Annotated in this window: 28 protein-coding genes and 1 pseudogene; 13 read left to right on the top strand and 16 right to left on the bottom strand. The window is 62.8% G+C overall.

The window, feature by feature from the left end:
- Positions 1 to 61 precede the first annotated feature (61 nt).
- From JT360_RS01310 to JT360_RS01300, 3 genes are read left to right on the top strand one after another with little or no spacing between them, the layout of a single operon-like run.
- Positions 62 to 718, top strand: a complete 657-nt coding sequence (locus tag JT360_RS01310; RefSeq protein ID WP_214469678.1) for a glutathione S-transferase family protein — start codon at positions 62 to 64, stop codon at positions 716 to 718.
- Positions 719 to 723: 5 nt separating this feature from the next.
- Positions 724 to 1,059, top strand: a complete 336-nt coding sequence (locus JT360_RS01305) for an ArsR/SmtB family transcription factor (protein WP_214469677.1) — start codon at positions 724 to 726, stop codon at positions 1,057 to 1,059.
- Between the two features lie 11 nt (positions 1,060 to 1,070).
- Complete coding sequence (locus JT360_RS01300) at positions 1,071 to 1,535, top strand: SRPBCC family protein (RefSeq protein WP_214469676.1); 465 nt, start codon at positions 1,071 to 1,073, stop codon at positions 1,533 to 1,535.
- 36 nt (positions 1,536 to 1,571) lie between these two features.
- Here JT360_RS01300 and JT360_RS01295 read toward each other — a convergent pair whose 3' ends face one another.
- The 3 genes and pseudogenes from JT360_RS01295 to JT360_RS01285 form a co-directional block, all read right to left on the bottom strand.
- Positions 1,572 to 1,835: an ArsR/SmtB family transcription factor gene (locus JT360_RS01295; protein WP_214469675.1), complete on the bottom strand. Its 264-nt coding sequence runs from the start codon at positions 1,833 to 1,835 to the stop codon at positions 1,572 to 1,574.
- 31 nt (positions 1,836 to 1,866) lie between these two features.
- A pseudogene (locus tag JT360_RS01290) lies at positions 1,867 to 3,135 on the bottom strand (MFS transporter); the annotation flags it as partial.
- Positions 3,136 to 3,203: 68 nt separating this feature from the next.
- Entirely contained in the window at positions 3,204 to 3,398 is a 195-nt protein-coding gene (locus tag JT360_RS01285) for a DUF1192 domain-containing protein (RefSeq protein WP_214469673.1), read from the bottom strand.
- Between the two features lie 122 nt (positions 3,399 to 3,520).
- Between JT360_RS01285 and JT360_RS01280 the strand changes: the two genes are divergently transcribed.
- The 3 genes from JT360_RS01280 to JT360_RS01270 all read left to right on the top strand — a co-directional run bounded on the left by JT360_RS01280 (position 3,521) and on the right by JT360_RS01270 (position 6,237).
- A complete protein-coding gene (locus JT360_RS01280; RefSeq protein ID WP_214469672.1) occupies positions 3,521 to 4,531 on the top strand; it encodes an NAD(P)H-quinone oxidoreductase in 1,011 nt (336 codons plus the stop codon).
- A gap of 357 nt (positions 4,532 to 4,888) precedes the next feature.
- Positions 4,889 to 5,029 carry a DUF1127 domain-containing protein gene (locus tag JT360_RS01275; protein WP_013892619.1) on the top strand — a complete coding sequence of 47 codons (141 nt, stop codon included), beginning with the start codon at positions 4,889 to 4,891 and terminating at the stop codon, positions 5,027 to 5,029.
- 512 nt (positions 5,030 to 5,541) lie between these two features.
- Positions 5,542 to 6,237, top strand: a complete 696-nt coding sequence (locus JT360_RS01270) for a DUF1013 domain-containing protein (RefSeq protein WP_214469671.1) — start codon at positions 5,542 to 5,544, stop codon at positions 6,235 to 6,237.
- Between the two features lie 47 nt (positions 6,238 to 6,284).
- Here JT360_RS01270 and JT360_RS01265 read toward each other — a convergent pair whose 3' ends face one another.
- From JT360_RS01265 to JT360_RS01250, 4 genes are all read right to left on the bottom strand, one after another.
- A complete protein-coding gene (locus JT360_RS01265; RefSeq protein ID WP_013529238.1) occupies positions 6,285 to 7,004 on the bottom strand; it encodes a helix-turn-helix transcriptional regulator in 720 nt (239 codons plus the stop codon).
- A 69-nt stretch (positions 7,005 to 7,073) separates the two neighbouring features.
- Complete coding sequence (locus JT360_RS01260; protein WP_214469670.1) at positions 7,074 to 7,481, bottom strand: hypothetical protein; 408 nt, start codon at positions 7,479 to 7,481, stop codon at positions 7,074 to 7,076.
- 66 nt (positions 7,482 to 7,547) lie between these two features.
- Complete coding sequence (locus JT360_RS01255) at positions 7,548 to 8,132, bottom strand: DJ-1/PfpI family protein (protein WP_214469669.1); 585 nt, start codon at positions 8,130 to 8,132, stop codon at positions 7,548 to 7,550.
- Positions 8,133 to 8,226: 94 nt separating this feature from the next.
- Positions 8,227 to 8,394: a hypothetical protein gene (locus JT360_RS01250; protein ID WP_214469668.1), complete on the bottom strand. Its 168-nt coding sequence runs from the start codon at positions 8,392 to 8,394 to the stop codon at positions 8,227 to 8,229.
- A gap of 310 nt (positions 8,395 to 8,704) precedes the next feature.
- Here JT360_RS01250 and JT360_RS01245 point away from each other — a divergent pair, with 310 nt between their 5' ends.
- Positions 8,705 to 9,658: a ring-cleaving dioxygenase gene (locus JT360_RS01245; protein WP_214469667.1), complete on the top strand. Its 954-nt coding sequence runs from the start codon at positions 8,705 to 8,707 to the stop codon at positions 9,656 to 9,658.
- A gap of 111 nt (positions 9,659 to 9,769) precedes the next feature.
- The gene (locus JT360_RS01240) at positions 9,770 to 9,931 is read left to right on the top strand and encodes a hypothetical protein (RefSeq protein ID WP_214469666.1); all 162 of its coding nucleotides are present in this window, start codon (positions 9,770 to 9,772) and stop codon (positions 9,929 to 9,931) included.
- Positions 9,932 to 9,955: 24 nt separating this feature from the next.
- Here the strand turns inward: JT360_RS01240 and JT360_RS01235 are convergent, their stop codons facing one another.
- From JT360_RS01235 to JT360_RS01215, 5 genes are all read right to left on the bottom strand, one after another.
- On the bottom strand, positions 9,956 to 10,669 hold the full coding sequence (locus JT360_RS01235) for an SGNH/GDSL hydrolase family protein (protein WP_214469665.1): 714 nt from the start codon (positions 10,667 to 10,669) through the stop codon (positions 9,956 to 9,958).
- A gap of 61 nt (positions 10,670 to 10,730) precedes the next feature.
- Positions 10,731 to 11,471: a DUF899 domain-containing protein gene (locus JT360_RS01230; RefSeq protein ID WP_214469664.1), complete on the bottom strand. Its 741-nt coding sequence runs from the start codon at positions 11,469 to 11,471 to the stop codon at positions 10,731 to 10,733.
- A gap of 171 nt (positions 11,472 to 11,642) precedes the next feature.
- A complete protein-coding gene (locus JT360_RS01225) occupies positions 11,643 to 12,668 on the bottom strand; it encodes a class I fructose-bisphosphate aldolase (RefSeq protein WP_214469663.1) in 1,026 nt (341 codons plus the stop codon).
- 126 nt (positions 12,669 to 12,794) lie between these two features.
- The gene (locus JT360_RS01220) at positions 12,795 to 13,991 is read right to left on the bottom strand and encodes a phosphoglycerate kinase (protein ID WP_214469662.1); all 1,197 of its coding nucleotides are present in this window, start codon (positions 13,989 to 13,991) and stop codon (positions 12,795 to 12,797) included.
- 329 nt (positions 13,992 to 14,320) lie between these two features.
- Positions 14,321 to 15,082 (bottom strand): SDR family NAD(P)-dependent oxidoreductase, encoded by a 762-nt coding sequence (locus JT360_RS01215; RefSeq protein WP_214469661.1) that lies wholly within the window; start codon positions 15,080 to 15,082, stop codon positions 14,321 to 14,323.
- Between the two features lie 101 nt (positions 15,083 to 15,183).
- Between JT360_RS01215 and JT360_RS01210 the strand changes: the two genes are divergently transcribed.
- Positions 15,184 to 16,092: a LysR family transcriptional regulator gene (locus tag JT360_RS01210; RefSeq protein ID WP_214469660.1), complete on the top strand. Its 909-nt coding sequence runs from the start codon at positions 15,184 to 15,186 to the stop codon at positions 16,090 to 16,092.
- Positions 16,093 to 16,144: 52 nt separating this feature from the next.
- Here JT360_RS01210 and JT360_RS01205 read toward each other — a convergent pair whose 3' ends face one another.
- The 3 genes from JT360_RS01205 to tkt form a co-directional block, all read right to left on the bottom strand.
- The gene (locus JT360_RS01205) at positions 16,145 to 18,031 is read right to left on the bottom strand and encodes a potassium/proton antiporter (RefSeq protein WP_214469659.1); all 1,887 of its coding nucleotides are present in this window, start codon (positions 18,029 to 18,031) and stop codon (positions 16,145 to 16,147) included.
- 191 nt (positions 18,032 to 18,222) lie between these two features.
- Positions 18,223 to 19,233, bottom strand: a complete 1,011-nt coding sequence (gene gap, locus JT360_RS01200) for a type I glyceraldehyde-3-phosphate dehydrogenase (protein ID WP_214469658.1) — start codon at positions 19,231 to 19,233, stop codon at positions 18,223 to 18,225.
- Between the two features lie 160 nt (positions 19,234 to 19,393).
- Positions 19,394 to 21,385, bottom strand: coding sequence for a transketolase (gene tkt / locus JT360_RS01195; protein ID WP_214469657.1), 1,992 nt, complete (start codon positions 21,383 to 21,385; stop codon positions 19,394 to 19,396).
- Between the two features lie 262 nt (positions 21,386 to 21,647).
- Between tkt and JT360_RS01190 the strand changes: the two genes are divergently transcribed.
- The 4 genes from JT360_RS01190 to JT360_RS01175 all read left to right on the top strand — a co-directional run bounded on the left by JT360_RS01190 (position 21,648) and on the right by JT360_RS01175 (position 24,190).
- Positions 21,648 to 21,920, top strand: a complete 273-nt coding sequence (locus JT360_RS01190) for a DUF4164 domain-containing protein (protein ID WP_006200774.1) — start codon at positions 21,648 to 21,650, stop codon at positions 21,918 to 21,920.
- 10 nt (positions 21,921 to 21,930) lie between these two features.
- On the top strand, positions 21,931 to 22,296 hold the full coding sequence (locus JT360_RS01185; RefSeq protein ID WP_214469656.1) for a cell division protein ZapA: 366 nt from the start codon (positions 21,931 to 21,933) through the stop codon (positions 22,294 to 22,296).
- A gap of 217 nt (positions 22,297 to 22,513) precedes the next feature.
- Positions 22,514 to 23,173 (top strand): peroxiredoxin, encoded by a 660-nt coding sequence (locus JT360_RS01180; RefSeq protein ID WP_214469655.1) that lies wholly within the window; start codon positions 22,514 to 22,516, stop codon positions 23,171 to 23,173.
- Positions 23,174 to 23,329: 156 nt separating this feature from the next.
- Positions 23,330 to 24,190, top strand: coding sequence for an MBL fold metallo-hydrolase (locus tag JT360_RS01175; RefSeq protein ID WP_250888553.1), 861 nt, complete (start codon positions 23,330 to 23,332; stop codon positions 24,188 to 24,190).
- 163 nt (positions 24,191 to 24,353) lie between these two features.
- Here the strand turns inward: JT360_RS01175 and rpoH are convergent, their stop codons facing one another.
- Complete coding sequence (gene rpoH / locus JT360_RS01170; protein WP_019861619.1) at positions 24,354 to 25,265, bottom strand: RNA polymerase sigma factor RpoH; 912 nt, start codon at positions 25,263 to 25,265, stop codon at positions 24,354 to 24,356.
- Positions 25,266 to 25,382 lie beyond the last annotated feature (117 nt).

Below are 25,382 nucleotides of genomic sequence, written 5' to 3'. Positions count from 1 at the left end.
GTGTTGGCTTGGCGGCGCACGCCATCCGGCCACCGATGAACCAGAAACCGACGAGCAAAGAATGTCCCTGACGCTTCATTTCCATCCCCTGGCCTCCTTCTGCTGGAAGCCGCTGATCGCGCTCTACGAGAACGCCACGGCCTTCAGCCCGGTCATCGTCGATCTCGGTGACGAGCACTCGCGTGCGGCCTTCCTGAAGATATCGCCGACCGGCAAGATGCCGGCGCTTCGCGACGATGCGCGCGACCGCACGGTGCTGGAATCGACCATCGTCGTCGAATATCTGGCCGCGCACTATCCGGGGCCGGTCGAGCTCGTTCCCGCCGACATCGACCTGGCGCTGGCGGTCCGCCAGGCTGATCGCTTCTATGATTTCTATGTGCAGGAGCCGATGCAGAAGATCGTCGCTGACCGATTGCGGCCGCGGGACAAGACCGATCCGTTCGGCGTCGAGCAGGCGCGCGACCAGCTGCGCACTTCCTATGCCATCATCGAGCAGGAGATGCAGTCGAAGAGCTGGGCGATGGGCGACGCCTTCACCATGGCCGATTGCGCGGCTTCTCCGGCGCTGTTCTACGCCAACAAGGTCGAGCCGTTCGGCGACAAATATCCGGCCGTGAAACGCTACCATGACCGCCTGCTGCAGCGCCCCGCCTTCAGCAGGGTGATCGCGGAGGCGCAGCCCTACTTCAAACTCTTCCCCTACAACAACGGCTGACCGCAATGCTGCACGATCCCGCCCAGCTCGACCTTATGTTCCAGGCGCTTGCCGATCCGGCGCGGCGGCAGATGGTCGACCGGCTGTCGCGTGGTCCTGCTTCGGTCAGCCAATTGGCCGAGCCGCTGGCGATGTCGCTGTCGGCCGTCGTCCAGCATCTGAACCTTCTGGAGGCAAGCGGCTTGGTGCGCACGCAAAAGGTTGGACGGGTGCGCACCTGCCAGATCGAGCCCAAGGCGCTGCGGGCGGCCGAACACTGGATCAATGAACGGCGCCTCTCCTGGGAGCGCCGGCTGGATCGGCTCGGCGATTTTCTTGCCGAAACCAGGGACGAAACATGAAGGAGACCTCAATGAGCCAACGTTCCGTCGTCCATTCCACCTTTGTCATCGAGCGGAGCTATCCGGCGGCGCCGGCGAAAGTCTTCTCCGCGTTTAGCAACCCGGATGCCAAGCGGCGCTGGTTCGTCGATCCTCACGATCCGATGCCCAGCCGGCACGAAATGGATTTCCGCGTCGGCGGCAAGGAGGTCAATGCCGGCTGCCCGAGCGATGGGCAGATGCATTTCTTCAACGCGGTCTATCAGGACATCGTGCAGGACCAGCGCATCGTCTACAGCTATGAACTGCTTTTTGGCGAAACCCGCGTCTCGGTGTCATTGGCGACGATCGAGTTTGTGGCGGAAAGTGGTGGCACGCGGCTTGTGATGACGGAGCAGGGCGCCTTCCTCGACGGCCACGACACGTCTGCTACGCGCGAGCATGGAACCGGCGAACTGCTCGATGGTCTCGGCGCCTTCCTGCATGCGCAAGCCTGAGTATCGTATCGGCCTTCGCTGATTAGGGCGCGCGGATCAGGCTTCCCAGAATTGATCGAGCCAGATGTTGAGTTTCAGGAAGCCGGAGTTGCTTACCGCATAGACACGCCGCGTGCCTTCGGCCTTGGCATTTACGAGCCCGGCCTCCAGCAACACTTTCAGATGCTGTGATACGGCCGGGCGTGAGACTGGTAGCCCGGCCGCCAACTCGTTGACGGTCTTCGGACCGCGTCGAAGTTCTTCCAGAAGATGGCGCCGATTGGGGTCGGCGATCGCCATGAAGGCGTCAGAAAACATCATGCCTCATTTGTGGGGCAAAGTTTTTCGAATCTCAACTGTTTGCTTCTGCTTTTCTTCTTGGATCGAGCCGCAATGCTTCCGGCGTCACCGAGCGGTCGGCGGGTTGCGTCTTGAAAGCGTCGCGATCTCCGATCGGCACCGGAGCGCGGCGGCTGATGCGCAGCAGCGTGTAGCCGGCCAATGACAGATGCGCGAAGGCGGTCGCCAGGAACAGGCCCTCCGGGCGCATCCAGCCCATCAGCGCCGCCGCCAGCAAAGGGCCGATCATGGTGCCGAAGCCGTAAAGCAGCAGCAGGCCGCCCGATACCTTGACGAAATCCTCCGACCGGGCGTGGTCGTTGGCATGCGCCACGGCGATCGAATACAGCGTGTAGGCGAAAGCGCCGTAGGCGGCGGTGAAGACGATGACGAAGACGCCGGAGCGCGGCTCGAACAGGAAGATCATGAGCGCGAACAGCGCGGCGCCGAAAGCCGCACCCGCCAGCACGAAACGCCGGTCGGTCGTGTCGGATAGACGCCCGGCCGGAAGCTGCATGGCGGCACCGGCGACGACCACCAGGCTCATCATCAAGGCGATCTCGGCCGTGGAAATGCCGATGCGGGCGCCATAGACCGCACCGAGCGTGCCCCAGGCGCCGTTGGCGATGCCGATCAGCACGCAGGCGATCGCCGACACCGGCGAATTGGCGTAGAGACCCTTGACGTCGAGCTTGACGTCCTGCAGCGGCTTGGGGTGCGAGGCCGTCGATACCGCGGTCGGGATCAGCGACAGGCAGAACAGGATGCCGGTGATCATGAACAGCGACGCCGATTTCACATCGCCGCCGGCGACGATCATCTGCCCGCCCATGATCGAGGCATAGGTGACCATCATATAGAGGCCGAAGACTGTGCCGCGGTTCTCGTTGGTGGCTTTCTCGTTCAGCCAGCTTTCGATGACCATGAAGGCGCCGGCCATGGTGAAGCCGGTGAAGGCGCGCAGCAGGATCCAGACATATTCGTCGATGATGAGGCCGGTGAGCAGCGCCACGATGGCACCGGAAGCGGCAAAGGCGCCGAAGGCGCGAACATGCCCGGCGCGGCGCACGATGCGCGGTGCAAAGAAGCAGCCGGTGACGAAGCCGCCGGCCCAGGCCGTACCCATCAGGCCGAGCGATGCGGTCGAGAAGCCCTCCAACTGGCCGCGCAAGGGCAACAGCAGCCCGTGCAGCCCCGATGCGGCCAGCAGGAAGGCGGTGCCGCGAAGCAGGGAGAGGATCGGTCTGTAGGATGCGAGCATTTTTTGATCCGGCTGGACTCTGGAAGGGACGCAGGTCTGAAGACAGTCGCATTCCGGCTTTTCAGCGGCGGGCCGTTCCGCCCGTCGGCCTATCCGCGGCGGAACAGCGCCTCGGCGGCCGATTTGGTGCTGTCCTTGGCCTTGAGCTCCGCTTCCAGTCTCGCGATTTCGTCGCGCAGGATGCCGATCCGCTCCGACAGCTCGGCAACGGAAAGCAGCGAAAGGTCCTGCCCGATCTCGTGCGGACGCGCCTTCTTCTTGGGTTCGTCGTCGAAGATCGCCATCGTTGCTCCTCCTCCGCCACACCAGATTGGCCATTTGCCTGATTTGGCAATCAGCATACATAGGGCAGGGGCGTCGATGCAAACAGCCGGTAAGAATGCGGCGAGGAAAGACGGGAAATTTCATGGCGAGCGGACAGAAAATTCCGGCAAGCATGACAGCGATCGCGATCTCGGAGCCAGGTGGCCCACGGGTGCTGAAACCGGAAATGCGCGAGGTTCCCTTGCCCGGCCCCGGCGAGATCCTGATCAAGGTCCATGCCGCCGGCGTCAACCGGCCGGACGTGCAGCAGCGCAAAGGGGCCTACCCGCCGCCGCCCGGGGCGTCGGACCTGCCCGGCCTTGAGGCGTCGGGCGAAGTGGCGGCCCTTGGCGACGAGATATCGCGCTGGCGCATCGGCGACCGGGTCTGCGCGCTCACGCCTGGCGGCGGCTATGCCGAATATGTCAAGGTTCATGCCGGAAGCGTGCTGCCGCTGCCGGCCGGCTTCACCCACACGGAAGCGGCGGCGGTGCCGGAAAACTATTTCACCGTCTGGCACAATGTGTTCGAGCGTGGCGGGCTGAAAAAGGGTGAGACGCTGCTGGTGCATGGCGGGTCTTCCGGCATCGGCACCACGGCGATCCAGCTTGCCTCGGCGTTCGGCGCCTATGTCATCACCACGGCCGGATCGAAAGAGAAATGCGACGCCTGCCTGAAACTCGGCGCCGACCGCGCGATCAACTATCGCGAGGAGGATTTCGTCACGGCGGTGAAAGAGGCGACTGATGGCAAAGGGGCCAATGTCATCCTCGACATGGTCGGCGGCGACTATGTCCAGCGAAACTACGAGGCCGCGGCCGTAGAGGGCCGCATCGTCCAGATCGCCGTGCAGGCCGGCGCCGTCGCCAGCGCCGATTTTTCCAAGATCATGGTCAAGCGGCTGACCCATACGGGTTCGACGCTGAGGCCGCGCACCGTCGAGTTCAAGGCTGCGATCGCGGCGGCGCTGGAGGCGCAGGTGTGGCCAATGCTCGGCGCGCGCAAGGTCGCTCCCGTCATGGATATGATTTTCCCGCTCGCGGATGCCTGGCGCGCCCACGAGCGGATGGAGGAGGGCGAGCATATCGGCAAGATCGTGCTCGATGTCGGCTAGGACGTATCGATATTCAGGTGATGCCGGCCTGCAAATGATGGCTTCCTGCGCTTCCGGCCTTCGCCGGCCGAAGCATTTATGAATGGTCGTAGCAATCAAGGCTACGGCCGGCGTAGGCCGGTGCTCACGTACTTAAGTGCGCTCCGCTCCGGTTCTCGGAAACCATCATTTTCGACTCGGCCTAACCTGAATCTCGACACGTCCTTGGCTTGGGTCTCACTGCCTACAAGATGAACAGAGGTTTAATGGTGCAATGCAGCATTTGCATCATTGCTATGCAAAATCGTCCATTCAAGTCCTGGTCGATGATGACTATTTGAGCATCATCGAAACGAACACCCCATCAGGAGGACCATCATGAACCCGATCCGCGCTTTCCGTAACTGGCGCATGTACAACGAGACCGTGCGCGAACTGAACCGCCTCAACGCACGTCAGCTCAGCGACCTCGGCATCAACCGCGGCGACATCGAACGGATCGCCCGCCAGGCGATTTGATTTCAAGCATGACGTCTTCAAGCACGACTTGGCCGCAAGGCCGGGCTGGTGCCGAGAAGTAGAGCCGTCGCAGACGTTTCCCGTTTCCGGTTCCGAACCCGCTGGACCCTGTCCAGCGGGTTTTGTCTTTTGGGATCCAGGCAATCCCACAAGCGCGCATAGCGCTTCGATAGGCTCGCGCCGCCGCAGCCGGGTCCAACATCACGGAAAAGAACCGCCCGGACCTATCTGGAGCGAATATTCGCCAAGACCGGCACACGTCAGCAAAGCCAGCTCGTGGCCCTGCTCAAAAGCGCTGGCCGCTTCGGCTGAGATCGCTGGCGGTCAAGGCATTCAAATGCGCTGGCCGGTTCCCGAATGTATTGGAGCCCCCGCTCCTCCAAAAAACAAGCGCCTCCAAAAACATTGCGAAACGGCAAGGGAACGGTTATATAGGCCGCGAATTTCCCATTTTGGTGGCTCTAAACCACCGCCCGCGCGGGAACGCGGGCGAACGAGAAGGATTTTTAAAAATGGCCAATACGCTGCTGATGCCCAAGGCGACCGCCGTCTGGCTGGTCGACAACACCGCGCTCTCCTTCGAGCAGATCGCGCAGTTCTGCGGGCTGCATCCGCTCGAGGTCAAGGCAATCGCCGACGGCGAATCGGCGCAAGGCATCAAGGGCATGGATCCGATCATGACCGGCCAGCTGACCCGCGACGAGATCGCCCGCGCCGAGAAGGACCCGAACCAGCGCCTGAAGCTTTCCGACCCCAAGGTTCGGGTGCCGGAATCCAAGCGCAAGGGTCCGCGCTATACGCCGCTGTCGAAGCGTCAGGACCGGCCGAACGCCATCCTGTGGCTGGTGCGCAACCATCCCGAGCTCAAGGACGCGCAGATTTCGCGTCTCGTCGGCACCACCAAGTCGACGATCGAGCAGATCCGCGAACGCAAGCACTGGAACTCCGCCAATCTGCAGCCGATGGATCCGGTGACGCTGGGTCTCGCCTCGCAGATCGACCTCGACATGGAAGTCAACCGCGCCTCGCGCGGCCGCGAACAGGCGCAGCCGGTCGGTGACACGCTGCTGCCGGCCGCCCTGACCGAGCGGCTGGTGCCGGCTCCCGAAAAGCCGAAGGACGAGGATGCAGAACTCGACGCCAACGCGGTGTTCGCCAAGCTCTCGGCGCTGAAGTCCAAGGACAAGGATTCCGACGACGAGGAATGAGCGCGGCAAAATGACAACGAAAAGCCCGCTTCGCGCGGGCTTTTTTGTCAGCTTCGCGCCGCGCGATCCGGCGCCATGCCGTAGTCCTCGCTGCGCTCCACGGCGCGGTAGAAGTCGGCAAGCTGCTTGCCGCGCTCCGGTTTGAAGATGCGGCCGGCGATCACCACCGAGGCTATGCGGTCGATGCGGAAGGCGCGGAAGTCATCGCGCATCTCGCACCAGGCCACCAGCGTCCACACCTTGCCCCAGAACCACAGGCCGAGCGGCCTGATGTCGCGCGCGGTGCCCCGCCCGGCCTCGTCCGAGTAGTCAATGGTCAAGACCTGGCGCTTTTCCACCGCGCGCTCGATCAGGTCGATCGCCTCGCGGGCGGCGTCGCTGACCACCCACATCGGCGTGTGGATCTCGGTGCGGGCGATGCGGTCCTTTTCGGCATCGGGCAGCACGGCGCCGATCTTGACCAGCGCTTCGTCGGCGGCACGCGCCATGGCGGCGCCGCCAAAGGCGCGCACCATGCGCGCGCCTGCAACCAGCGCCACGATCTCGTCACGCGTGAACATCAGCGGCGGAAGGTCGAAACCCTCCCTCATCATGTAACCAACGCCAGCCTCGCCGTCGATCGGCACCCCGGTCGACTGCAGGTCGGCTATGTCGCGATAGATCGTTCGCTCGGAAACCTCGAGCCACGTGCCAAGCTTCTGCGCGGTGACCAGACGGCCACCACGCAGATGCTGCACGATTTGAAAGAGCCTGTCGGCGCGCCGCATCGTTTGCTTCCCCAGTGTTTTTATGCATGTCGTGGCTCCCGGACCGGACCCACTTCCAGATGACATGCATTATGGTCTCAGCCCTTCGCGCTTGCGCTGCGCGGCGACGAACTCCGCGCCGAAGGACAGTTTACTCGTTGTCGGCGTCTTCGCATCGAGCACGCGCCAGAAGGGCGCGATGTCGCCCAGCGTCATGCCGCGCCCGAGGTCTTCATTAGCGGCCTCGGCAACGGTGCGCAGATGATAGCCTATGGTGACCGGACATGTCACTTCGGCGCCATGTTCGACGGCAAGCGCCGTGCGCAGCGCGCGGACGTCCATTTCGACGCCTTCGGGAATCGAGCGGATGAAATCGTCGACCTGCCGCGCCGTCGGCACCAGCATCGGCTGGCCTTCGATGACGTCCCCCATCGAACGCGGCGTTGGTTTCACGCCGTTGATGCCAGGCGTGTTCAGCCTGTCGTTCCAGCTTTTCATCGATCGTCCTCTCGGCCGGCCATGCGCATTATCCCACCATCGCACGTGCCTCCTGACAGCATAGTGTCAGGAGGCTTCAGCATATTCCCGGGCGAACAGCGTTCGCATTTGCGCGAGATCGCTGCTTCTTTCGGGGTAGAGCGTCTTCAGAAAGGCGAGGGTGAAAGTGCCGGGCGCCGAACCCGGCGCGGAAACGATCTTGCCGTCGGCCACGGCGTGCGGCACGTCCTGATAGTTCAGATCACCGGCATAGCCGGCTTCATGGCCGTTGATCCAATCACGGCCATTGCTGGTATGTTTGGCTTTCTCGAACATGCCGGCCCGGGCCAGCGCCAGCGTGCCGGCGCAGATACCGCCCACCACGCCGCCACGCGCTGCAACGGCATTGAGCAGTTCGGCGACATCCGGCGGCGCTTCGCCCGCCCACTGATCGGAACCGATCACGGCGACGGCATCGAGGTCAGCATTCTCATCAACGCCGGCCGAGCGGTCGGGGGTCAGCTGAAAACCGCTGATTCCGGTCACCGGCTTGCCTTCGGGCGTCAGCGACACGGCGCGAGCGCCGAACCATTCGACCGCCGAGGCTGCAAGCAGACCATATTCCCAGTCGGCAAAACCATCCCTTGCGCGTCGGACGTTGTGTTCATGCATGTCGTGCCCCCAAACCGGGTCACCTTTGGGCAACTGCGTTGATATCTGGGCGTTCAGACGTCCGTGTCCAAGCCGCGATGTCGAAAAATTCTTCTCAATTGCCGCGAAGGCGACGGTCGGCATACATATCCGGCCAGCCGATATCCTTGCGGATGTCCGCGGGAAGCGAGTTCAAGAAACGCTGTGTGCGGATTTCGTTGCGCATGGTGCGAACCTTGCCGACATAATGCTGCACGCCCCGCAGGATGGTGAAACCGTTCATGGCTAGTCTCCTCTCTTTAACTGGAGGCAGTATCGCATACCCCTCCTGACAGCAGTCTGTCAGGAGGGTGGCAGGGCGCTGGACGTTTGTTTCGATTGATGCAGATCCCTTGGGGAAAGCTTCGTTTTCGCTCCGTCACGCGTGGCCGAAGCCGGGTCAGCGGCGCTCGGCTGTTCACCAGCAGAGTACCAATTGTTATGTTGCTGTTCACTCGGCGGTGACGGACTGTCGGATTAAGCGGCCTTCAGCGACATGACCGGAGTTCTGATATGAAAGGAGAAAATTCTTCCCCAAAAACAGGGAGACGACCATGAGCCTGCAACTGACAGGAATCCACCATCTGACCGCCATCACCGCCAATGCGCCCGGCAATCTTCACTTCTACACGAAGGTGCTCGGCTTGCGGCTGGTCAAGAAGACGGTGAACCAGGACGATACCTCGGCCTACCATCTCTTCTATGCCGACGGCGAGGCAACGCCGGGCACCGATCTCACCTTCTTCGACTGGCCGGTTGGCCGGGAACGGCGCGGCACAAACAGCATCGCGCGGACCAGCCTCAGGGTCGGCAGCCAGGAGAGCCTTGCCTGGTGGAAGCAGCACCTGGCCGATGAAAACATCGTGGCAGGAGAGATTGCCGATATCGGCGGCTACCCCTGCCTGGATTTCGAGGATCCCGAGGGCCAGCGCCTGCGGCTGGTCAGCGATGGCGGCAAAGGCGGCAGCCATCCCTGGGCGCAAAGCCCGGTGCCGGCCGAGCACCAGATCCGCGGGCTCGGACCGATCGTCATCAGTGTCCCCGACATCACCAACACCGAGGCGGTGCTGACCAGGGTGATGAACATGCGCAAGGTCCGCGACTATGCCTCGCCGGACGGCGAGGGCGAGGTTCATGTCTTCGAAATGGGCGAAGGCGGGCCGGCGGCGGAGCTTCATGTTGCCGTGCAGCCCGGGCTGGCACCCGCAAGGCAAGGCGCCGGTGCAGTTCACCACGTCGCCTTCAGGGCGCCGGACCAGGAAACGCTGCATCAATGGACCGCACGCCTGGCCGAATTCCGCCTGCCGTCGAGCGGCGAGGTCGAGCGCTATTACTTCCGCTCGCTCTATTTCCGCGAGCCGAACGGCATCCTGTTCGAGATCGCCACCGACGGACCGGGGTTCACCGCCGATGAGCCGCTGGAGACGTTGGGCGAGAGCCTTGCCTTGCCGCCTTTCCTTGAACCGAAGCGCGCTTCGATCGAGGCGGGTCTCAAGCCTCTGAAGTAGACCGCTCTGTACAAAAAGCGGGCGCCATGTCCCGGGATCGTGGCGCCTGTTCTTTCCCATAGACGGCACAACGCGCTTTGACAGCCAGCCGCGTTGCTGATCAAAGGCGGCATGACGAAACTCCTCGCCCTTGTCATCGTCGGTTTCATGGTCATCCAGCTGATCAAGCCGCTCGGCTGGCCCGGACTGAAGCGCCGCGCCGATTTCTGGAAGCTGGCACTGCTGGCCATGGCGGCGATCTCGCTGGCTGCGGTGCTCGGCCATTTGACATAGCTGCCCAAACGGCGCGGTCGGTGTTCAGCCGGCAAGCACCGGGCCGACGAGATGTTCCGCCCAGGCGCGATAGCCGGCTTCCGAGGCATGGAATCCGTCGGAGGCAAAACCGGCCTCGGGGTTGGTGATCGGCAGGCGAGGTGCGGGCACCGCGCCGCGTTCCAGGCAGAGACGTTCGCCCATCCGGTTCATTGCGGTGGCGCGGATTTCGAGGATCTTGCCAAGCAGCGGCGGCATGGCCGGCGCGCGCGTGAATTCCAGCACCGGTGACCACACCACGCGCGCCTCCGGCCATTTGGCGCGCAGCGCATAAAGCAGGCCGCCGAACTCCTTCTTGAAGCGCGGCACGGAATGAAAATTCTTGGTGTCGTTGGTGCCGATGGCGAGCACGATATGCGTCCACGGATCAGCCGACAGATTGGGCAGGACATGGTCGCGGATCTGGCCCGATGTCGCCGAATTGAAGCCGGCGGCGCGCCAGCGCACCGCGCGGCCGGTGCACTGGGAGATCAGCACGGCGAGTTGCGCGGCCAGGCCGTTTTCGGAATTGCCGATGCCGACCGAGGCGGCCGAGGAGTCGCCCAGCACCAGCAGCGAGATATCAGGCGCTTCGCCCGATATCTCATGCATGACCGGTCCCTGCGCCGGCAGCATGCGCGAGGTGCGGCGGCGCACGCCCAATCCTTGCCAGACATAGACGGGGAAGGCGAACCAGGTGAGAACGGCCGGGAAGCGCATGGCGATACCGTTTAACGATCAGCGGCAGCCTTAGCGCATGTTTCGGCCGAGGTGAACGCTTTCAGTCGCAGCAGTTGGCCTTGCCGGCCTGGTTGTCCTGATATTCGTCATGCAGCCGCACCCAGTCCATCAGCCCGTGATAGGGGCCGGTCTCGTTACGGCCTTTCGGCGTCATGTCGAGATAGTCGTAAGCGCCGATCTGCGCCTCGCCGCCGCGGGCGCGCGACATGAAGGTGAGAAAGATGTCGCCGTTTTCGTCCTTGTAGAAGACGCTGGTGCCGGGAAGCTCCTTCGACGTCCGGGGACGGGTCTCGAAATTGTAGGTGGTGTCGCCGGCCGCGATCTGCCGGTCGGTGAAGGAGACCTGCATGTCGAAGTTGAAATCCGAGGCATAGGACGACACCCAGTCGAATTTCCAGCCCATGCGCTGCTTGTAGGGCAAAAGCTCGGCCAGCGGCGCGCGCGAGATCACCACCAGCGACACGTCATGATGCCGCAGATGCAGGTTGGCGCCGTCAATATGGTCGGCAAGGAAGGAGCAGCCCTCGCAATGATGGACGCAGCCCGGCCCGAACATGAAATGGTAGACGATCAGCTGGCTGTTGGCGCCAAACAGGTCGGCCAGTTTCTTCGGCCCCTGCTCGGTCTCGAAGACATAGTCCTTCCTGATCTTCAACCAGGGCAATTCACGCCGTTCGGCGGCGATGCGCTGGCGAAGCCGCGTCAGTTCCTTCTCGCGGGCGAGATGTGCCTTGTGTGCCTGGAACCATTCTTCGCGTGAAACAACCTTGTTGCGATGCATGAACTTCTCCTGTCTGCACCCCAAGGACGTTCGGGATGGGCACGAACCGACATCGCTGCCGATTTGCTGCAGGGGAAATAAGAACGGCGAGGCTCGGCCCCAAGTCCGGCAGCCACAAACAAAAACCCGGGCGCATCGGCCCGGGTTTGAATGAGGACAGAAAGATAAAAATCAGGCGGCCTGTTCGAGGATCGGCTTCCATTTGCCCAGCGCCGCCAGATGGTTCATGTGGGCGCGGTGGGTGAAGGCGGCCTGGCCGGCGGCAACGTTCGATGCCTTGCCGCTCCATGCCTTCTGCGGGGCGGCTTGCAGCGCGCGACCATAGGAGAAGGTCAGCTTCCACGGATGCGGACCGATGGCGTTGATGGCGTTGAGGTTGGCGGTCGCCTCCTCGTCCTCCTGGCCGCCGGAGAGGAAGGCGATGCCCGGCACCGCGGTCGGCACGGTCTCGCGGAACAGCTTTATGGTCTTCTCGGCGACCTCTTCGGGGCTGTCCACCGTGCCCGACTTCTTGCCCGACAAGACCATGTTGGGCTTCAGGATCGTGCCTTCGAGCACGACACGCGCCGCGTAAAGCTCGTCATAGAGGCGCATCAACGTTGCCTTGGAGATTTCGTAGCAAGTGTCGATGTCGTGGGCGCCGTCCATCAGCACTTCCGGCTCGACGATCGGCACGATGCCGGCTTCCTGGCAAAGTGCGGCATAGCGGGCGAGCGCATGGGTGTTCGAGTTGATCGAATTGGCCGACGGCACGCCCTTGGCCGTATTGATGTCGATCACCGCCCGCCATTTGGCGAAGCGGGCGCCAAGCTTGTAGTAGTCGGCAAGCCTCTCGCGCAGCCCATCGAGACCCTCGGTGATGGTGTCGCCGGGAAAGCCGGCCAGAGGCTTGGCGCCGGCATCGACCTTGATGCCGGGAATGGCGTTTGAAGCCTTGATGATGTCGACCAGCGGCGTGCCGTCGGCGGCCTTCTGGCGGATCGTCTCGTCATAGAGGATGACCCCGGAAATGTACTTGGTCATCGCGTCCTTGGCGCGGAACATCATCTCGCGATAGTCGCGGCGGCTGTCGGCTGTCGATTCGACGCCGATGACGTCGAAGCGCTTCTTGATGGTGCCGGAACTTTCGTCGGCGGCCAGCAGGCCCTTGCCGTCGGCCACGATCGCGGCGGCAATGTCTTCGAGACGTTCGCTCATCATGCTTCTCCTGAAAGGGTTCGTTCCGCGCTTAACGGAAGTCTACCGCCAAAGGAATGGCATCGGAAAGCTCGAATCGATTGAAAGTCAGAGGCGCCCGTGATGGCTCGCTCTATGTTGATCGCCTCAGCGCTTCAGAACGTCGACGCCCGGCAGCGGCTTGCCTTCCATCCATTCCAGGAAGGCGCCACCGGCGGTCGAGACATAGGTGAAATCGTCGGCGACACCGGCGTGGTTGAGGGCTGCCACCGTATCACCGCCACCGGCAACGGAGACCAGCTTGCCGGCCTTGGTGCGTGCCGCCGCGTGCTTGGCCGCTGCCACCGTGGCGTGGTCGAACGGCTTGATCTCGAAGGCGCCGAGCGGGCCATTCCAGACCAGCGTCGCGGCGCGGTCGATCCATTCGCCGACGGCGGTCGCGGTTTTTGCGCCGACATCGAGGATCATGCCGTCGGCCGGCACATCCGAGATGGCGACGGTCTCGCAGGCAGCACCCGCCTTGAATTCCTTGGCGACGACGCCGTCGACGGGCAGGATGATGGCGCAGCCGGACTCTGCCGCCTCGATCATGATCTGCTTGGCGGTCGTGGCCAAATCATGCTCGCACAGCGACTTGCCGACATTGGTGCCGCGCGCGGCAAGGAAGGTGTTGGCCATGCCGCCGCCGATGACCAGCGCGTCGACCTTCTTCACCAGGTTCATCAACAGGTCGATCTTGGTCGAGACCTTTGCGCCGCCGACAATGGCGACGACCGGACGGACCGGATCGCCCAGGCCCTTCTCCAGCGCTTCGAGTTCGGCCTGCATGGTGCGGCCGGCGAAGGCCGGCAAAAGGTGTGCCAGCCCCTCCGTCGAGGAATGGGCGCGGTGGGCGGCGGAAAAGGCGTCGTTGACGAAGATGTCACCATTGGCGGCGAGCCGTTCTGTGAAGGCCGGATCGTTTTTCTCCTCGGCCTTATGGAAGCGGGTGTTTTCGAGCAGCAGCACATCGCCCTTGTTCATGGCGGCGACGGCGCTTCCCGCCGTGTCGCCGACGCAATCCGAGGCAAAGCCGACGGGACGGCCGAGCACCTCGGCTGTCGCCCTGGCTATCGGTTCCAGCGAGAATTCGGGCGAGGGGCCATCCTTCGGGCGGCCGAAATGGGCGAGCAGGATGACCTTGGCGCCCTTGGCCGAAAGTTCGGCGATGGTCGGCGCGATGCGCTCGATGCGGGTGGCGTCGGTGACCTTGCCGTCGGCGACGGGAACGTTGAGGTCGACGCGCACCAGCACGCGCTTGCCGCTGATGTTGCCGATGTCGTCCAGTGTCCTGAAGGCAGCCATGCCGATCCCTTTCCTCGGAAAATCGCCGGGACCATACCCCGCATCGGCGGCGATGCAAGGCTTTGGCCGCGGTGCGGTGCGAAATTTTGAGGTCGGTGCGAGGCTATGGCGGTGGCGGTGGTTAGCACTGCCCCTCACAATGCCGAGATCCAGCTTATGGCGAGCATGCTGGGAAAAACCTGAACACATTACGGATCTGGCATACAAATCGCAGCATGAATCTGCTCGCGGCAGTGCCCATTGCGGACATTGAAGAGCTCACAAAATCAACCGTCGGCCGAACTTTGCGAGCGACTTAGGATTACGTCAGGAACACGGTTGTCTCGGCCCTAGGGCCGGAGACCTCCTATTGTATAGCCGCCATCAACGGTGATCTCTTGCCCGGTGACGAAGTTGGCATCTTCGGAAAGTAACCAAGCGACGGTACCTGCGACATCCTCCGATGTTCCGTTCCGCCGAAGAGGCGTATGGGCGGCTAGGCGTGCGGCAAAAGCCGGATCGATAACGTCATCTGCCATCGGTGTAAGAATGATGCCCGGGTTGATGGCATTAATCCGGATGTTCCGAGTACCCTGCTCCACCGCGAACGTACGCATCATGGCAAGCAACGCCCCCTTCGTGCTTGCGTAAGCCCCCGCACCTGGCATCACTCCGCCTGCTGTCCACGAGGCGTTGATGAGAATGCTGCCTCCTTCCAGGAATGGCAGGCAGTGCTTGATCGTGAAGAAGGTACCTCGAAGGTTGGTGCCGACGAGCACGTCGAAATCGTCTGCATCAGTCACTGCCAACGGTTTAAATTCGCCCAAGACCCCAGCATTGGCGAACACGGCGTCCAGACGTCCAAAACGCGCAATTGTCTTCTCCACAGTCGCCGCGACTGCTTCGTTGTCCGCAATATCGCAAGCAATCGCAATTGCCGCACCACCCGATGTCTCGATCTCGGACAGCAGTTGGTGGATCGGATCGGGGCGGCGCCCGACCAGGACAACCTGTGCACCTTCCGCCACCAAGCGAAGGGTAGCGGCCCGCCCCATACCGGTTCCAGCACCCGTAATGAGAACCGTTTTGCCCATGAATCTGGTCTGCGTCATGCCGTGCTCCTTAAATGAATTGGGTCGTGGCCGTTGTAATTCCCATATTATTCCGTGATAATAGGTAAAGGTATTTACTCATTTAAAAGCATAGGTATCGAATGGGCCTTTTCCGCTCCATGCAGGTGTTTGTAACAACGGTGCAGGAAGGCTCGATGAGCGCGGCATCCGCGAAGCTCGGCATATCGCCTGCGATGGTCGGGCAGCACGTGGCCGCACTAGAGGAACGGCTCGGTACGCGACTTCTGAATAGAACCACGCGTCGCCAGAGCCTGACGGATTTTGGCATGAGCTATGTCGAGCAGTGCCGGGATATCCTGGAGCGCGTGGCCGTTGCCGATCAGGAAGCAGAGGCATCGCAGACGAAGCCTCGCGGGCTATTGAGGATCACAGCGCCAACGACTTTTGGGGCAGAGGTTTTAATGCCAGCCTTGCAGCGTTATCGAGAGCTTGCCCCTAACGTGACGCTGGATATCACGTTGACAGATCGCAACGTCGATATCGTGGAAGAAGGTTTCGACATCGCGATTCGCATCGGAGAGTTACCCGATAGCCGCCTCGTTGCACGTCATCTTGCTCCCTATCGAATGATGATTTGTGCTTCACCGGATTACCTCACGCGCCACGGGAATCCTCACCATCCAAGCGAGCTTTCCGGCCACGAAACCATCGGCTTTACCCCAGCAGCACGATCGCCCTGGAGGCTATCGAAAGGTAAGGATGAGGTCGAAATCGATCTCAAAATGTCGATCACCGTCAATAGCGGTCAGGCCGTACGCATGGCTGCTCGCGCTGGGCTGGGCGTAATTATGCAACCGTCCATTCTGCTGACTTCGGATATACAGGTGGGCCTTCTCGTCCGGCTCTTCCCGGATTGGCATCTGCGAGAGCGGCCCATGTCACTCATCTACCATCGCGATCGACGCATGACGCCACGCTTGCGTAGCATTATCTCGTTTGCCATTGCAGAATTCGGCGGGGAGGGACAGGCATATTGTCCCGCCGAATGACCGCAATGGCGCGATCCGGCCAGTCCCCGTTCTGAATGGCCGGTGGCATTTGCTAGGGATTCCCTCTTCTCCCCGCTGCCGGTCCCGGGGCGGACGTCTCTTCCGCCTGTGTCTCGGCGGCAGGCGCCTCAGCCGGCTTGCGCCAGTTGCGGATGAAGGCGCCGAGGCGGTCGCCGATCTCGCCGGCGCTGAGGAAGACCGGCACACGCGCCACCGGCGCGGTGGGCTCGAAGGAGAGGCCGAGCCCGGTGATCCTGCCCTTGTCGTCGACGTCGCGGACGATCAGCTCGATCGGACCGATCAGCACGCGGTCGGCGTATTCGGCATGGCCGCCGAGCCGCGCAGTGACCAGCGCGCCAACGGTTTGCTTCTGTTCCGCCTCGGTCAGTCCCGGCGCATAAGCGGCTTCCAGTTCGGCGGCGGAGCGCGCCGGGTCGACGGCGAAGGCGCCAAAGAAATCGGCATCCTCGGGATCGACGACCGCGCGGCTGGCGAACAGCTTGTCGAGCAGGCGCGGATAGCGATCGGGCACGAAGATGTAGACCTGGTCGCCGGCGGCGAGCCGTCCCATGTCCTGGAAGCGCATCGAGCGGCCGTCACGCAGCACCAGCGAGGGTCGAGCCCAGCGCGGGATGCGCTCGCCGCGCGCCACTGGGCTGCCCGGCGCCACGCGATAGGCGAGCAGCTCGTGATGGGCGGAACCCGGCAATTCGAGCTCGACCTTGTCCAGCGGTCCCAGCCGCGCCGGCACGATCAGGCCGAGGCGACGCGCCAGCGGGCCGACCGTCCAGCCCTGGATGACCAGCGACACCAGAACGATGATGAAGGCTGCGTTGAAGATGGTGCGGCCATTTTCCAATCCGCCGAGCAGCGGGGTGATGGCGAGCAGGATCGAGACGGCGCCGCGCAAGCCCACCCAGGAGACGAAGGCGACTTCGGGGCGTGGCAGGCGGAACGGGACCAGGCAGAGCCAGACCGCGATGGGTCTCGCGATAAACATCAGGAACAGACCGAGCAGCACCGCCGGCAGCATGATCGCCGGGAATTGCGAAGGCGTGGCGAACAGGCCGAGGATCAGGAACATGATGATCTGCGCCAGCCAAGACATGCCGTCCTGGAAACGCTTCAGGATGGTGACGGCGCGGATGTCGGAATTCCCGGCGATGAGACCGGCGAGATAGACCGCCAGAAAACCCGAGCCGCCGATCGCGCCGGCGGCGGCAAAGACCATCAGCGACAGGGTCAGCACGAAGATCGGCAGCAGCCCATGATCGAGATTGAGCCGGTCGACAAGGCGCACGATGCCAAGACCGCCGAGTACGCCGACAATGGCGCCGAGCCCCATATTGACGAGGAAGCCGAGCACCAGGTTGGTGACCAGGACATTGGCTTCGGGATTGGCGTGGGCGGCGATGATCTCGACCAGGGTGATGGTCAGGAAGATGGCGATCGGGTCATTGGTGCCGGATTCCACCTCAAGCGTGGAGCGCACGCGCTCGCGCAGATTGATCTCGCCGGCACGCAGCAGGAAGAACACCGCCGCCGCATCGGTCGAAGCGACCGCAGCACCGAGCAGGAAGGATTCCAGCCAGGTAAGATCGAGCAGGTAGTGGGCGGCGGCGCCGAACAGGCCGGTGGTGAGAAGGACGCCGAAGGTCGCCAGCGACAGCGCCGGCCCCGCCGCTTGCCGCAAGGCGTTGAGCGGCGTGCCGAAGCCGGAATCGAACAGGATGACGGCCAGCGCCAGTGAGCCGGCAAAATAGGCGATGCGGGCATTGTCGAACTCGATGCCGAGGCCGTCGGTTCCGGTGGCGAGCCCGATGCAGAGAAACAGAAGCAGGAGCGGGGCGCCGAAGCGGAAGGCGATCAGGCTCGAAAACGCGGCGGCGACAACGAGCGCCGTGCCGACCAGCGTGACGAGATAGATCGCATGCTCCATCCGTGATTTGCCCCTCGAATTCCTCTACTCTCCCGCTTTGCCGGAGAGTGGGGCGAAGGCGTGACCAGCGCAAGGCGGGAGGGTGGTTTTTTGCCTATGCCGCTGATTTTCGGACGGTTCCGCGTTGTGGCTCCGGCAAATGAAAACGCCCGGACGAAGCCGGGCGTTTCAAGTCTCTAGATGATCCGCGATCAGGCGATGGTCTTGCCGAATGCGACCGCTGTGTCGGACATGCGGTTGGAGAAACCCCACTCATTGTCATACCAGGACAGCACCGAAACGAAGTTGCCGTCCATCACCTTGGTCTGGTCGAGCGCCACGATCGAGGAATGCGGATCGTGGTTGAAGTCGATCGAGACGTTCGGATGATGGGTGACGGAAAGAATGCCCTTCAGCTTGCCGTTGGAAGCGGCGATGACCGCCTCATTGATTTCCTGGACCGTGGTCGGGCGCTTGGCGATGAACTTGAAATCGACGACCGAGACGTTCGGCGTCGGCACGCGGATCGAGATGCCGTCGAGCTTACCCTTGAGGTCGGGCAGGACGAGACCGATCGCCTTGGCGGCACCGGTCGAGGTCGGGATCTGCGACAGCGCCGCGGCGCGGCCGCGGTAGAGATCCTTGTGCATGGTGTCCAGCGTCGGCTGGTCGCCAGTGTAGGAGTGGATCGTCGTCATCATGCCCTTTTCGATGCCGACCGTCTCATGCAGCACGGCGGCCAGCGGCGCTAGGCAGTTGGTGGTGCAGGAGGCGTTCGAGATGACGATGTGGTCCTTGGTCAGCTTGTCGTGGTTGATGCCGTAGACGACGGTCAGGTCGGCGCCGTCGGCAGGCGCCGAGACCAGCACGCGCTTGGCGCCGGCGGTCAGGTGCGCGGCGGCCTTGTCGCGGGCGGTGAAGATGCCGGTGCATTCGAGCGCGATATCGACGCCGAGTTCCCTCCACGGCAGCTGCGTCGGATCCTTGATGGCGGTGACCTTGAACTTTTCCCTGCCGACGGTGATCTGGTCGCCGGAAACCGAGACTTCATGCGGGAAGCGGCCGTGCACGCTGTCGAAGCGCAAAAGGTGCGCGTTGGTCTCGACCGGGCCGAGATCGTTGACGGCGACGACGTCGATGTCCTTGCGGCCGGATTCATGGATGGCGCGCAGGATGTTGCGGCCGATGCGGCCGAATCCGTTGATGGCAACTCTGACGGTCATTCTTCTCTCCCTGGGAGCTGGAAGGTAATTTGGTCCGCAGCTTCATAGCGGCGGACGGCAGAAGAATCCAGCCATCCAAGGCATGGATTTAAATCGATTAGGTTGGGCCAGCCAGCCCACGAAGTCGCTCTGGACGCCTTCGCGGGCACGCCTCAATCCCTTATTTGCCGTGCAGGCGGGTTTCCGCCGCCTTTGCGGCCGCCTCGGCGGTGATGCCGAAATGCGGGTAGAGCTGTTCGATGGTGCCCGAGGCGCCGAAGCCGGTCATGCCGATGAAGATGCCGTCCGAGCCGATGAGGTGATCCCAGCCCTGGCGGATGCCGGCCTCGATCGCCATTTTGATCGGTGCATTGCCGATCGTCTTCTTGCGGTAGTCGTCGCCCTGCTTGTCGAACAGTTCGAAGCAAGGCACCGAGACGACGCGGGTCGGGTGGCCATGCTTTTCCAGCAGGTCGCGGGCGCCAAGCGCGATCTCGACCTCGGAGCCGGTGGCGAAGATCGTCACCGCCGCCTCGCCGCTGGCGGCGGCCAGTTCGTAGGCGCCCTGGCTGCTCAGGTTCTTTTCCACGAACTCGGTACGCACCGTCGGCAGGTTCTGGCGGGTCAGCGCCAAGGTCGAGGGCGTCTTTTCCGATTCGAGCGCGATCTGCCAGCATTCGGCGGTTTCCACCGCGTCGGCCGGACGGAAGACATTGTGGTTCGGGATGGCGCGCAGAGCCGCCAGATGCTCGACCGGCTGGTGGGTCGGGCCGTCTTCGCCGAGCCCAATGGAATCATGGGTCATGACGAAGATCGAGCGGATGCCCATCAGCGAAGAGAGCCGCATCGACGGGCGGGCATAGTCCGAGAAGCACAGGAAGGTGCCGCCATAGGCGATGAGACCGCCATGCAGCGTCAAGCCGTTGATCGCGGCCGCCATGCCGTGCTCACGGACGCCGTAATGAACGTAGCGCTGGCCGTAATCGTCGGGCGTGATGTTCTTGGTCTGGCTGGTCTTGGTGTTGTTGGAGCCGGTCAGGTCGGCCGAGCCGCCGATGGTTTCGGGCACGGCGCCGTTGATGACTTCGAGCGCCATTTCGGACGATTTGCGCGTGGCGACCTTCGGCTTGTCGGCGACAAGCTTCTTCTTGTAGTCGGCGATGACGGCGTCGAAATTGGACGGCAGCTTGCCGGCGACGCGACGCTCGAACTCGGCCTTCAGCTTCGGCTCGGCCTTGGCGAGGCGGCCTTCCCAGTCGGTGCGCGCCTTGAGGCTGCCCTTGCCGGCGGTGCGCCACGCTTCGAGGATATCGGCCGGAATCTCGAAGGGCGCCGAGTGCCAGTTGAAGAACTTGCGCGCGCCGGCGATCTCGTCGGCGCCGAGCGGCGAGCCATGTGCCTTGTTGGTGCCGGCCTTGGTCGGCGCGCCGAAGCCGATGGTGGTCTTGCAGGCGATCATCGTCGGCTTGTCGGAATGACGGGCGGCCTCGATGGCGTAGGCGATCGCCTCGGGATCGGTGCCGTCGATATGGCTGGCGTTCCAGCCGGAGGCCTGGAAGCGGGCGACCTGGTCGGTGTTGTCGGCGAGCGAGACCGGACCGTCGATCGAGATGTTGTTGTTGTCCCAGAAGACGATCAGCTTGTTGAGCTTGAGATGCCCGGCAAGCGCGATGGCTTCCTGGGAGACACCTTCCATCAGGCAGCCGTCGCCGGCCAGCACATAGGTGTAGTGGTCGACGAGGTCGTTGCCGAAGGCAGCGTTCATGATGCGCTCGCCAAGCGCGAAGCCGACCGAATTGGCGAGACCCTGGCCGAGCGGGCCGGTCGTCGTCTCGATGCCGGTGGCATGGCCGTATTCGGGATGGCCGGCGGTCTTCGAACCAAGCTGACGGAAGTGCTTGATCTGGTCGATGGTCATGTCTTCGTAGCCGGTCAGATGCAGCAGGGAATAGAGCAGCATCGACCCATGGCCGGCCGACAGGATGAAGCGGTCGCGGTCAGGCCAATGGGGGTTCTTCGGATCATATTTCAGGAAGCGCGTGAACAGCACCGTGGCGATGTCGGCGCAGCCCATGGGCAGGCCGGGATGGCCCGAATTGGCTTTCTCGACGGCATCCATGGCGAGAAAACGGATTGCGTTGGCCATCCGGTCATGTTGTTCACGCGACGTCATGGTTCCTCCATGGTGGGGAGTTGGGGGCTTGGGAGAGCCCTTGAAAAGGGTGCGCGACACATAGCAGGCGCGGGCTTTTAGTCAACAAATCGGGTGCACATTTGCCGGTCTTGTGATGCCGGCGGCGGGCCAACATTAGCGTTAGCGGGGGACAGTCGCGAGAGCTTTATTGACGTCGCCTTCACCCGGTGCCTAATGTTTCCGGGATAACGCGTTCTGAACGCGAACGATTCGGTGATGGGCAGGGCACAGGACGAACGCCATGACCGGGGAAACCACGCTCAAGGAAGTGATCGCCAGGCTGGGCAAGGCCATAGAAGGGCTGGAAAACGCCGTCGCGGCCAAGCTCGAGCATGAACGCGACTACTCGGAAGCCGAGGCCGAGGTGCAGCGGATGAACGCCGACCGCTCGCGGCTGGCGCAGGAACTCGACAATTCCGAAGCACGCGCCGAACGGCTGGAAGACGCCAACAAGGAAGTCTCGCGACGGCTGGTGACCGCCATGGAAACCATCCGAGCCGTGTTGGACAGATAGGAGCTGGCCCATGGCGCAGGTCACGGTTTCAATCGACGGCAAACAGTATCGGATGGCCTGCGACGAGGGCCAGGAAGAGCATCTGATCGACCTCGCCGAGCGGTTCGACCGGTATGTCTCGCACCTGAAGGATTCCTTCGGCGAGATAGGTGACCAGCGGCTGACCGTCATGGCCGGCATCATGGTGATGGACGAGCTTTCGGAGCTGCAGAAACGCGTCAAGGGCATGGAAAGCGAGGTGCTGACCTTGCGCAAGACGCGCGACGAGGCGCTGACCAAGGCCGACAAGAGCGACAGCGTATTGACCACCGCGCTTGGCGCGCTGGCGCAGCGCATGGAAGATCTGACGGCAACGCTGGCGATCAACAAGGCCTGAAGCACCGCGCGCCGGATGCAGGCCGTTCTCCAGCGGAAGCTGCCTCGGCGTCGGCGGACATCCGAAAATTCCTGCCGCCATTGCCATGATGGACAGCATCTTTTTCGCCGCCAGCGCTGCCGCTGGCAGGTTTAAGCATTTTGTTGGTGCTGCCGAGGGTGTAAAAAGGTGTCGAGCCGCGGCAGTGGGTTTGCGGCATTGTCACAGGGGTAGGACCATGAGCCTTCGTATCAACGACATCGCGCCGGACTTCACCGCCGAGACCACGCAAGGGACGATCAAGTTCCATGACTGGATCGGCGACGGCTGGGCGATCCTGTTCAGCCACCCGAAGAATTTCACACCGGTCTGCACCACCGAGCTTGGCACGATGGCTGGGCTCGAAGGCGAGTTCAAGAAGCGCAACGTCAAGATCATCGGCATTTCGGTCGATCCGGTCGAAAGCCATGGCAAGTGGCAGGACGACATCAAGACGGCGACCGGCCAGTCGGTGAAGTATCCGCTGATCGGCGACAAGGACCTCAAGGTCGCCAAGCTCTATGACATGTTGCCGGGCGGGGCCGGCGAGACGTCGGAAGGCCGCACGCCCGCCGACAACGCCACCGTGCGCTCGGTTTATGTCATTGGGCCGGACAAGAAGATCAAGCTGGTGCTGACCTACCCGATGACCACGGGCCGCAACTTCGACGAGATCCTGCGCGCGGTCGACTCCATGCAGCTCACCGCCAAGCACCAGGTGGCGACGCCGGCGAACTGGAAGCAAGGCGAGGACGTCATCATCACCGCCGCCGTTTCCAACGAGGATGCGATCAAGCGCTTCGGCGCCTTTGAGACCATCCTGCCCTATCTCAGGAAGACCAAGCAGCCGTCCGCCTGAGACAGGCGCCGGAACGATTTTTGTCTTTTACGTCCTTGCTGGCCAGGTCATGCTTGACTGGCCAGCAGCGCTGGACAAGCATGCCTCTGTTGGGGTTCGGCGGAGAAAATCGTTCCTGCCGCGGCATTGGGTTGGGAGCTCGGGTTGGACATTGCTTTGGCAAGACCGCAGGTCAGGGGCTTCTACGACAAGCCGACCGGGGCCATTCAGTATGTCGTCACCGACCCGACAATGAAGCAATGCGCCATCATCGATCCGATCCTCGACTTCGATGAGAAATCCGGCGCGACGGGTACGAAAAGCGCGGATGCCCTGCTCGATTTCGTCAGGGAAAACGGGCTGGAGATCGAGTGGATCCTCGACACCCATCCACACGCCGATCATTTCTCGGCCGCGCACTACCTGAAACAGAAGACCGGGGCGCCGATGGCGATCGGCGACAGGATCATCGACATCCAGAAGCTGTGGAAGGTGATCTACAACTGGCCGGATTTTCCCGCCGATGGCTCGCAATGGGACAGGCTGTTCGCGGACGGCGAGACCTTCCGGGTCGGGACCCTTCCGGTCAAGGTGCTGTTTTCACCTGGACATACGCTGGCCTCGATCACCTACGTGATCGGCGACGCCGCCTTCATCCACGACACGCTGTTCATGCCGGACAGCGGCACGGCGAGAACGGACTTTCCCGGCGGCAGCGCGGCGCGGCTGTGGCGCTCGATCCAGAACATCCTGGCTTTGCCGGACGAGACGCGCGTCTTCGTCGGCCATGACTATCAGGCCGGTGGCCGCGCGCCCTTATGGGAAAGCACGGTGGCGGTGCAGAAGGCCACCAACACCCACCTCATCGCCGCGCATAGCGAGGCTGAGTTTGTCGCCCTGCGAGAAGCCCGCGACAGGACGCTGCCGATGCCGCGGCTGATCCTGCACGCGCTGCAGGTCAACATGAATGGCGGTCGGCTGCCGGAGCCGGAAGCCAACGGCCGAAGGTACCTGAAGTTTCCGCTGGATGGGCTTTAGGGAGGCTCACGCTGTAGGCGCCGTTGTTGACGTTGCCAATCTCTCCCCCTCAAGTGGGGAGATTGGCTGTCGCCCTCGCTTTCGCTAGCCACAGCCGAATACAAAAAAAGCGGCGCCAGTTTCCTGACGCCGCCTTGATGCTTTTTCGTAACCGAACCCGGCTTTACGCCGCGGGCTGAGCCTCGATGGTGCGCAGCGCCTGGGTCTGGCGCTTGGCGGCGGCCTTGACGGCATCCTGCACCTTCTCGAATGCGCGCACCTCGATCTGGCGCACGCGCTCGCGGCTGATGTCGAACTCGGCCGACAGCTCTTCCAGGGTCAGCGGCTCCTCGGCGAGGCGACGTGCCTCGAAGATGCGCCGCTCGCGCTCGTTGAGCACGGCAAGAGCGCCGGACAGCATGCCGCGCCGGTTTTCCAGCTCGTCCTGCTCGATCAGCATCTCTTCCTGGCTTTCGTGGTCGTCGACCAGCCAGTCCTGCCATTCGCCGGACTCGCCTTCCGTCGCCCGGATCGGCGCGTTGAGCGAGGCGTCGCCGGACAGGCGGCGGTTCATCGACACCACCTCGGCTTCGGAAACGTTCAGCCGCGTGGCGATCTCGGCGATCTGGTCGGGCTTGAGGTCGCCGTCATCCAGCGCCTGGATCTTGCCCTTCACCTTGCGCAAGTTGAAGAACAGACGCTTCTGGTTGGCGGTCGTGCCCATCTTGACCAGGCTCCACGAGCGCAGGATGTATTCCTGGATCGAGGCCTTGATCCACCACATGGCATAGGTGGCGAGGCGGAAGCCGCGCTCGGGTTCGAATTTCTTGACGGCCTGCATCAGGCCGACATTGCCTTCCGAGATCACCTCGCCGATCGGCAGGCCGTAGCCGCGATAGCCCATGGCAATCTTGGCGACGAGCCGCAAATGGCTGGTGACGAGCTTGTGGGCGGCGGAAGTGTCCTCATGCTCGGCATAACGCTTGGCGAGCATATACTCTTCCTGCGGCTGCAGCATGGGAAAGCGGCGGATTTCTTCCAGATAGCGGCTGAGGCCGCCTTCACCGGAAACGATACTTGGTAGTGACTGGGCCATGATAGCGCCCCCTCTCTATTGGAGTGATGCCCCCGAAACGCGGCGGACATGTGACGCGAGCACCAGAAGGCTCGCCCGCGACACCAGATCTTATACAGGAACAAAACCAGAAAAGAC

It is taken from the genome of Mesorhizobium sp. dw_380, assembly GCF_018588885.1.
Classification (GTDB): domain Bacteria; phylum Pseudomonadota; class Alphaproteobacteria; order Rhizobiales; family Rhizobiaceae; genus Mesorhizobium.
Note: the sequence above shows the minus strand (reverse complement) of the source record. Positions and strands in the feature narration are given on the sequence as shown.

Coding starts and splice junctions, on each gene's coding strand:
- JT360_RS01235 (WP_214469665.1), bottom strand. CDS start 10,669: ATGCGCTTCCCGGCCGTTCTCACCTGGTTCGCCTTCCCCGTCTATGTC.
- JT360_RS01185 (WP_214469656.1), top strand. CDS start 21,931: ATGGCGCAGGTCACGGTTTCAATCGACGGCAAACAGTATCGGATGGCC.
- JT360_RS01230 (WP_214469664.1), bottom strand. CDS start 11,471: ATGCATCGCAACAAGGTTGTTTCACGCGAAGAATGGTTCCAGGCACAC.
- JT360_RS01250 (WP_214469668.1), bottom strand. CDS start 8,394: ATGAACGGTTTCACCATCCTGCGGGGCGTGCAGCATTATGTCGGCAAG.
- JT360_RS01245 (WP_214469667.1), top strand. CDS start 8,705: ATGAGCCTGCAACTGACAGGAATCCACCATCTGACCGCCATCACCGCC.
- JT360_RS01305 (WP_214469677.1), top strand. CDS start 724: ATGCTGCACGATCCCGCCCAGCTCGACCTTATGTTCCAGGCGCTTGCC.
- JT360_RS01215 (WP_214469661.1), bottom strand. CDS start 15,082: ATGACGCAGACCAGATTCATGGGCAAAACGGTTCTCATTACGGGTGCT.
- JT360_RS01275 (WP_013892619.1), top strand. CDS start 4,889: ATGAACCCGATCCGCGCTTTCCGTAACTGGCGCATGTACAACGAGACC.
- JT360_RS01190 (WP_006200774.1), top strand. CDS start 21,648: ATGACCGGGGAAACCACGCTCAAGGAAGTGATCGCCAGGCTGGGCAAG.
- JT360_RS01295 (WP_214469675.1), bottom strand. CDS start 1,835: ATGATGTTTTCTGACGCCTTCATGGCGATCGCCGACCCCAATCGGCGC.
- JT360_RS01180 (WP_214469655.1), top strand. CDS start 22,514: ATGAGCCTTCGTATCAACGACATCGCGCCGGACTTCACCGCCGAGACC.
- JT360_RS01240 (WP_214469666.1), top strand. CDS start 9,770: ATGACGAAACTCCTCGCCCTTGTCATCGTCGGTTTCATGGTCATCCAG.
- JT360_RS01265 (WP_013529238.1), bottom strand. CDS start 7,004: ATGCGGCGCGCCGACAGGCTCTTTCAAATCGTGCAGCATCTGCGTGGT.
- JT360_RS01205 (WP_214469659.1), bottom strand. CDS start 18,031: ATGGAGCATGCGATCTATCTCGTCACGCTGGTCGGCACGGCGCTCGTT.
- JT360_RS01300 (WP_214469676.1), top strand. CDS start 1,071: ATGAGCCAACGTTCCGTCGTCCATTCCACCTTTGTCATCGAGCGGAGC.
- JT360_RS01220 (WP_214469662.1), bottom strand. CDS start 13,991: ATGGCTGCCTTCAGGACACTGGACGACATCGGCAACATCAGCGGCAAG.
- JT360_RS01210 (WP_214469660.1), top strand. CDS start 15,184: ATGGGCCTTTTCCGCTCCATGCAGGTGTTTGTAACAACGGTGCAGGAA.
- JT360_RS01310 (WP_214469678.1), top strand. CDS start 62: ATGTCCCTGACGCTTCATTTCCATCCCCTGGCCTCCTTCTGCTGGAAG.
- tkt (WP_214469657.1), bottom strand. CDS start 21,385: ATGACGTCGCGTGAACAACATGACCGGATGGCCAACGCAATCCGTTTT.
- gap (WP_214469658.1), bottom strand. CDS start 19,233: ATGACCGTCAGAGTTGCCATCAACGGATTCGGCCGCATCGGCCGCAAC.
- JT360_RS01225 (WP_214469663.1), bottom strand. CDS start 12,668: ATGAGCGAACGTCTCGAAGACATTGCCGCCGCGATCGTGGCCGACGGC.
- JT360_RS01255 (WP_214469669.1), bottom strand. CDS start 8,132: ATGCATGAACACAACGTCCGACGCGCAAGGGATGGTTTTGCCGACTGG.
- rpoH (WP_019861619.1), bottom strand. CDS start 25,265: ATGGCCCAGTCACTACCAAGTATCGTTTCCGGTGAAGGCGGCCTCAGC.
- JT360_RS01270 (WP_214469671.1), top strand. CDS start 5,542: ATGGCCAATACGCTGCTGATGCCCAAGGCGACCGCCGTCTGGCTGGTC.
- JT360_RS01280 (WP_214469672.1), top strand. CDS start 3,521: ATGGCGAGCGGACAGAAAATTCCGGCAAGCATGACAGCGATCGCGATC.
- JT360_RS01260 (WP_214469670.1), bottom strand. CDS start 7,481: ATGAAAAGCTGGAACGACAGGCTGAACACGCCTGGCATCAACGGCGTG.
- JT360_RS01285 (WP_214469673.1), bottom strand. CDS start 3,398: ATGGCGATCTTCGACGACGAACCCAAGAAGAAGGCGCGTCCGCACGAG.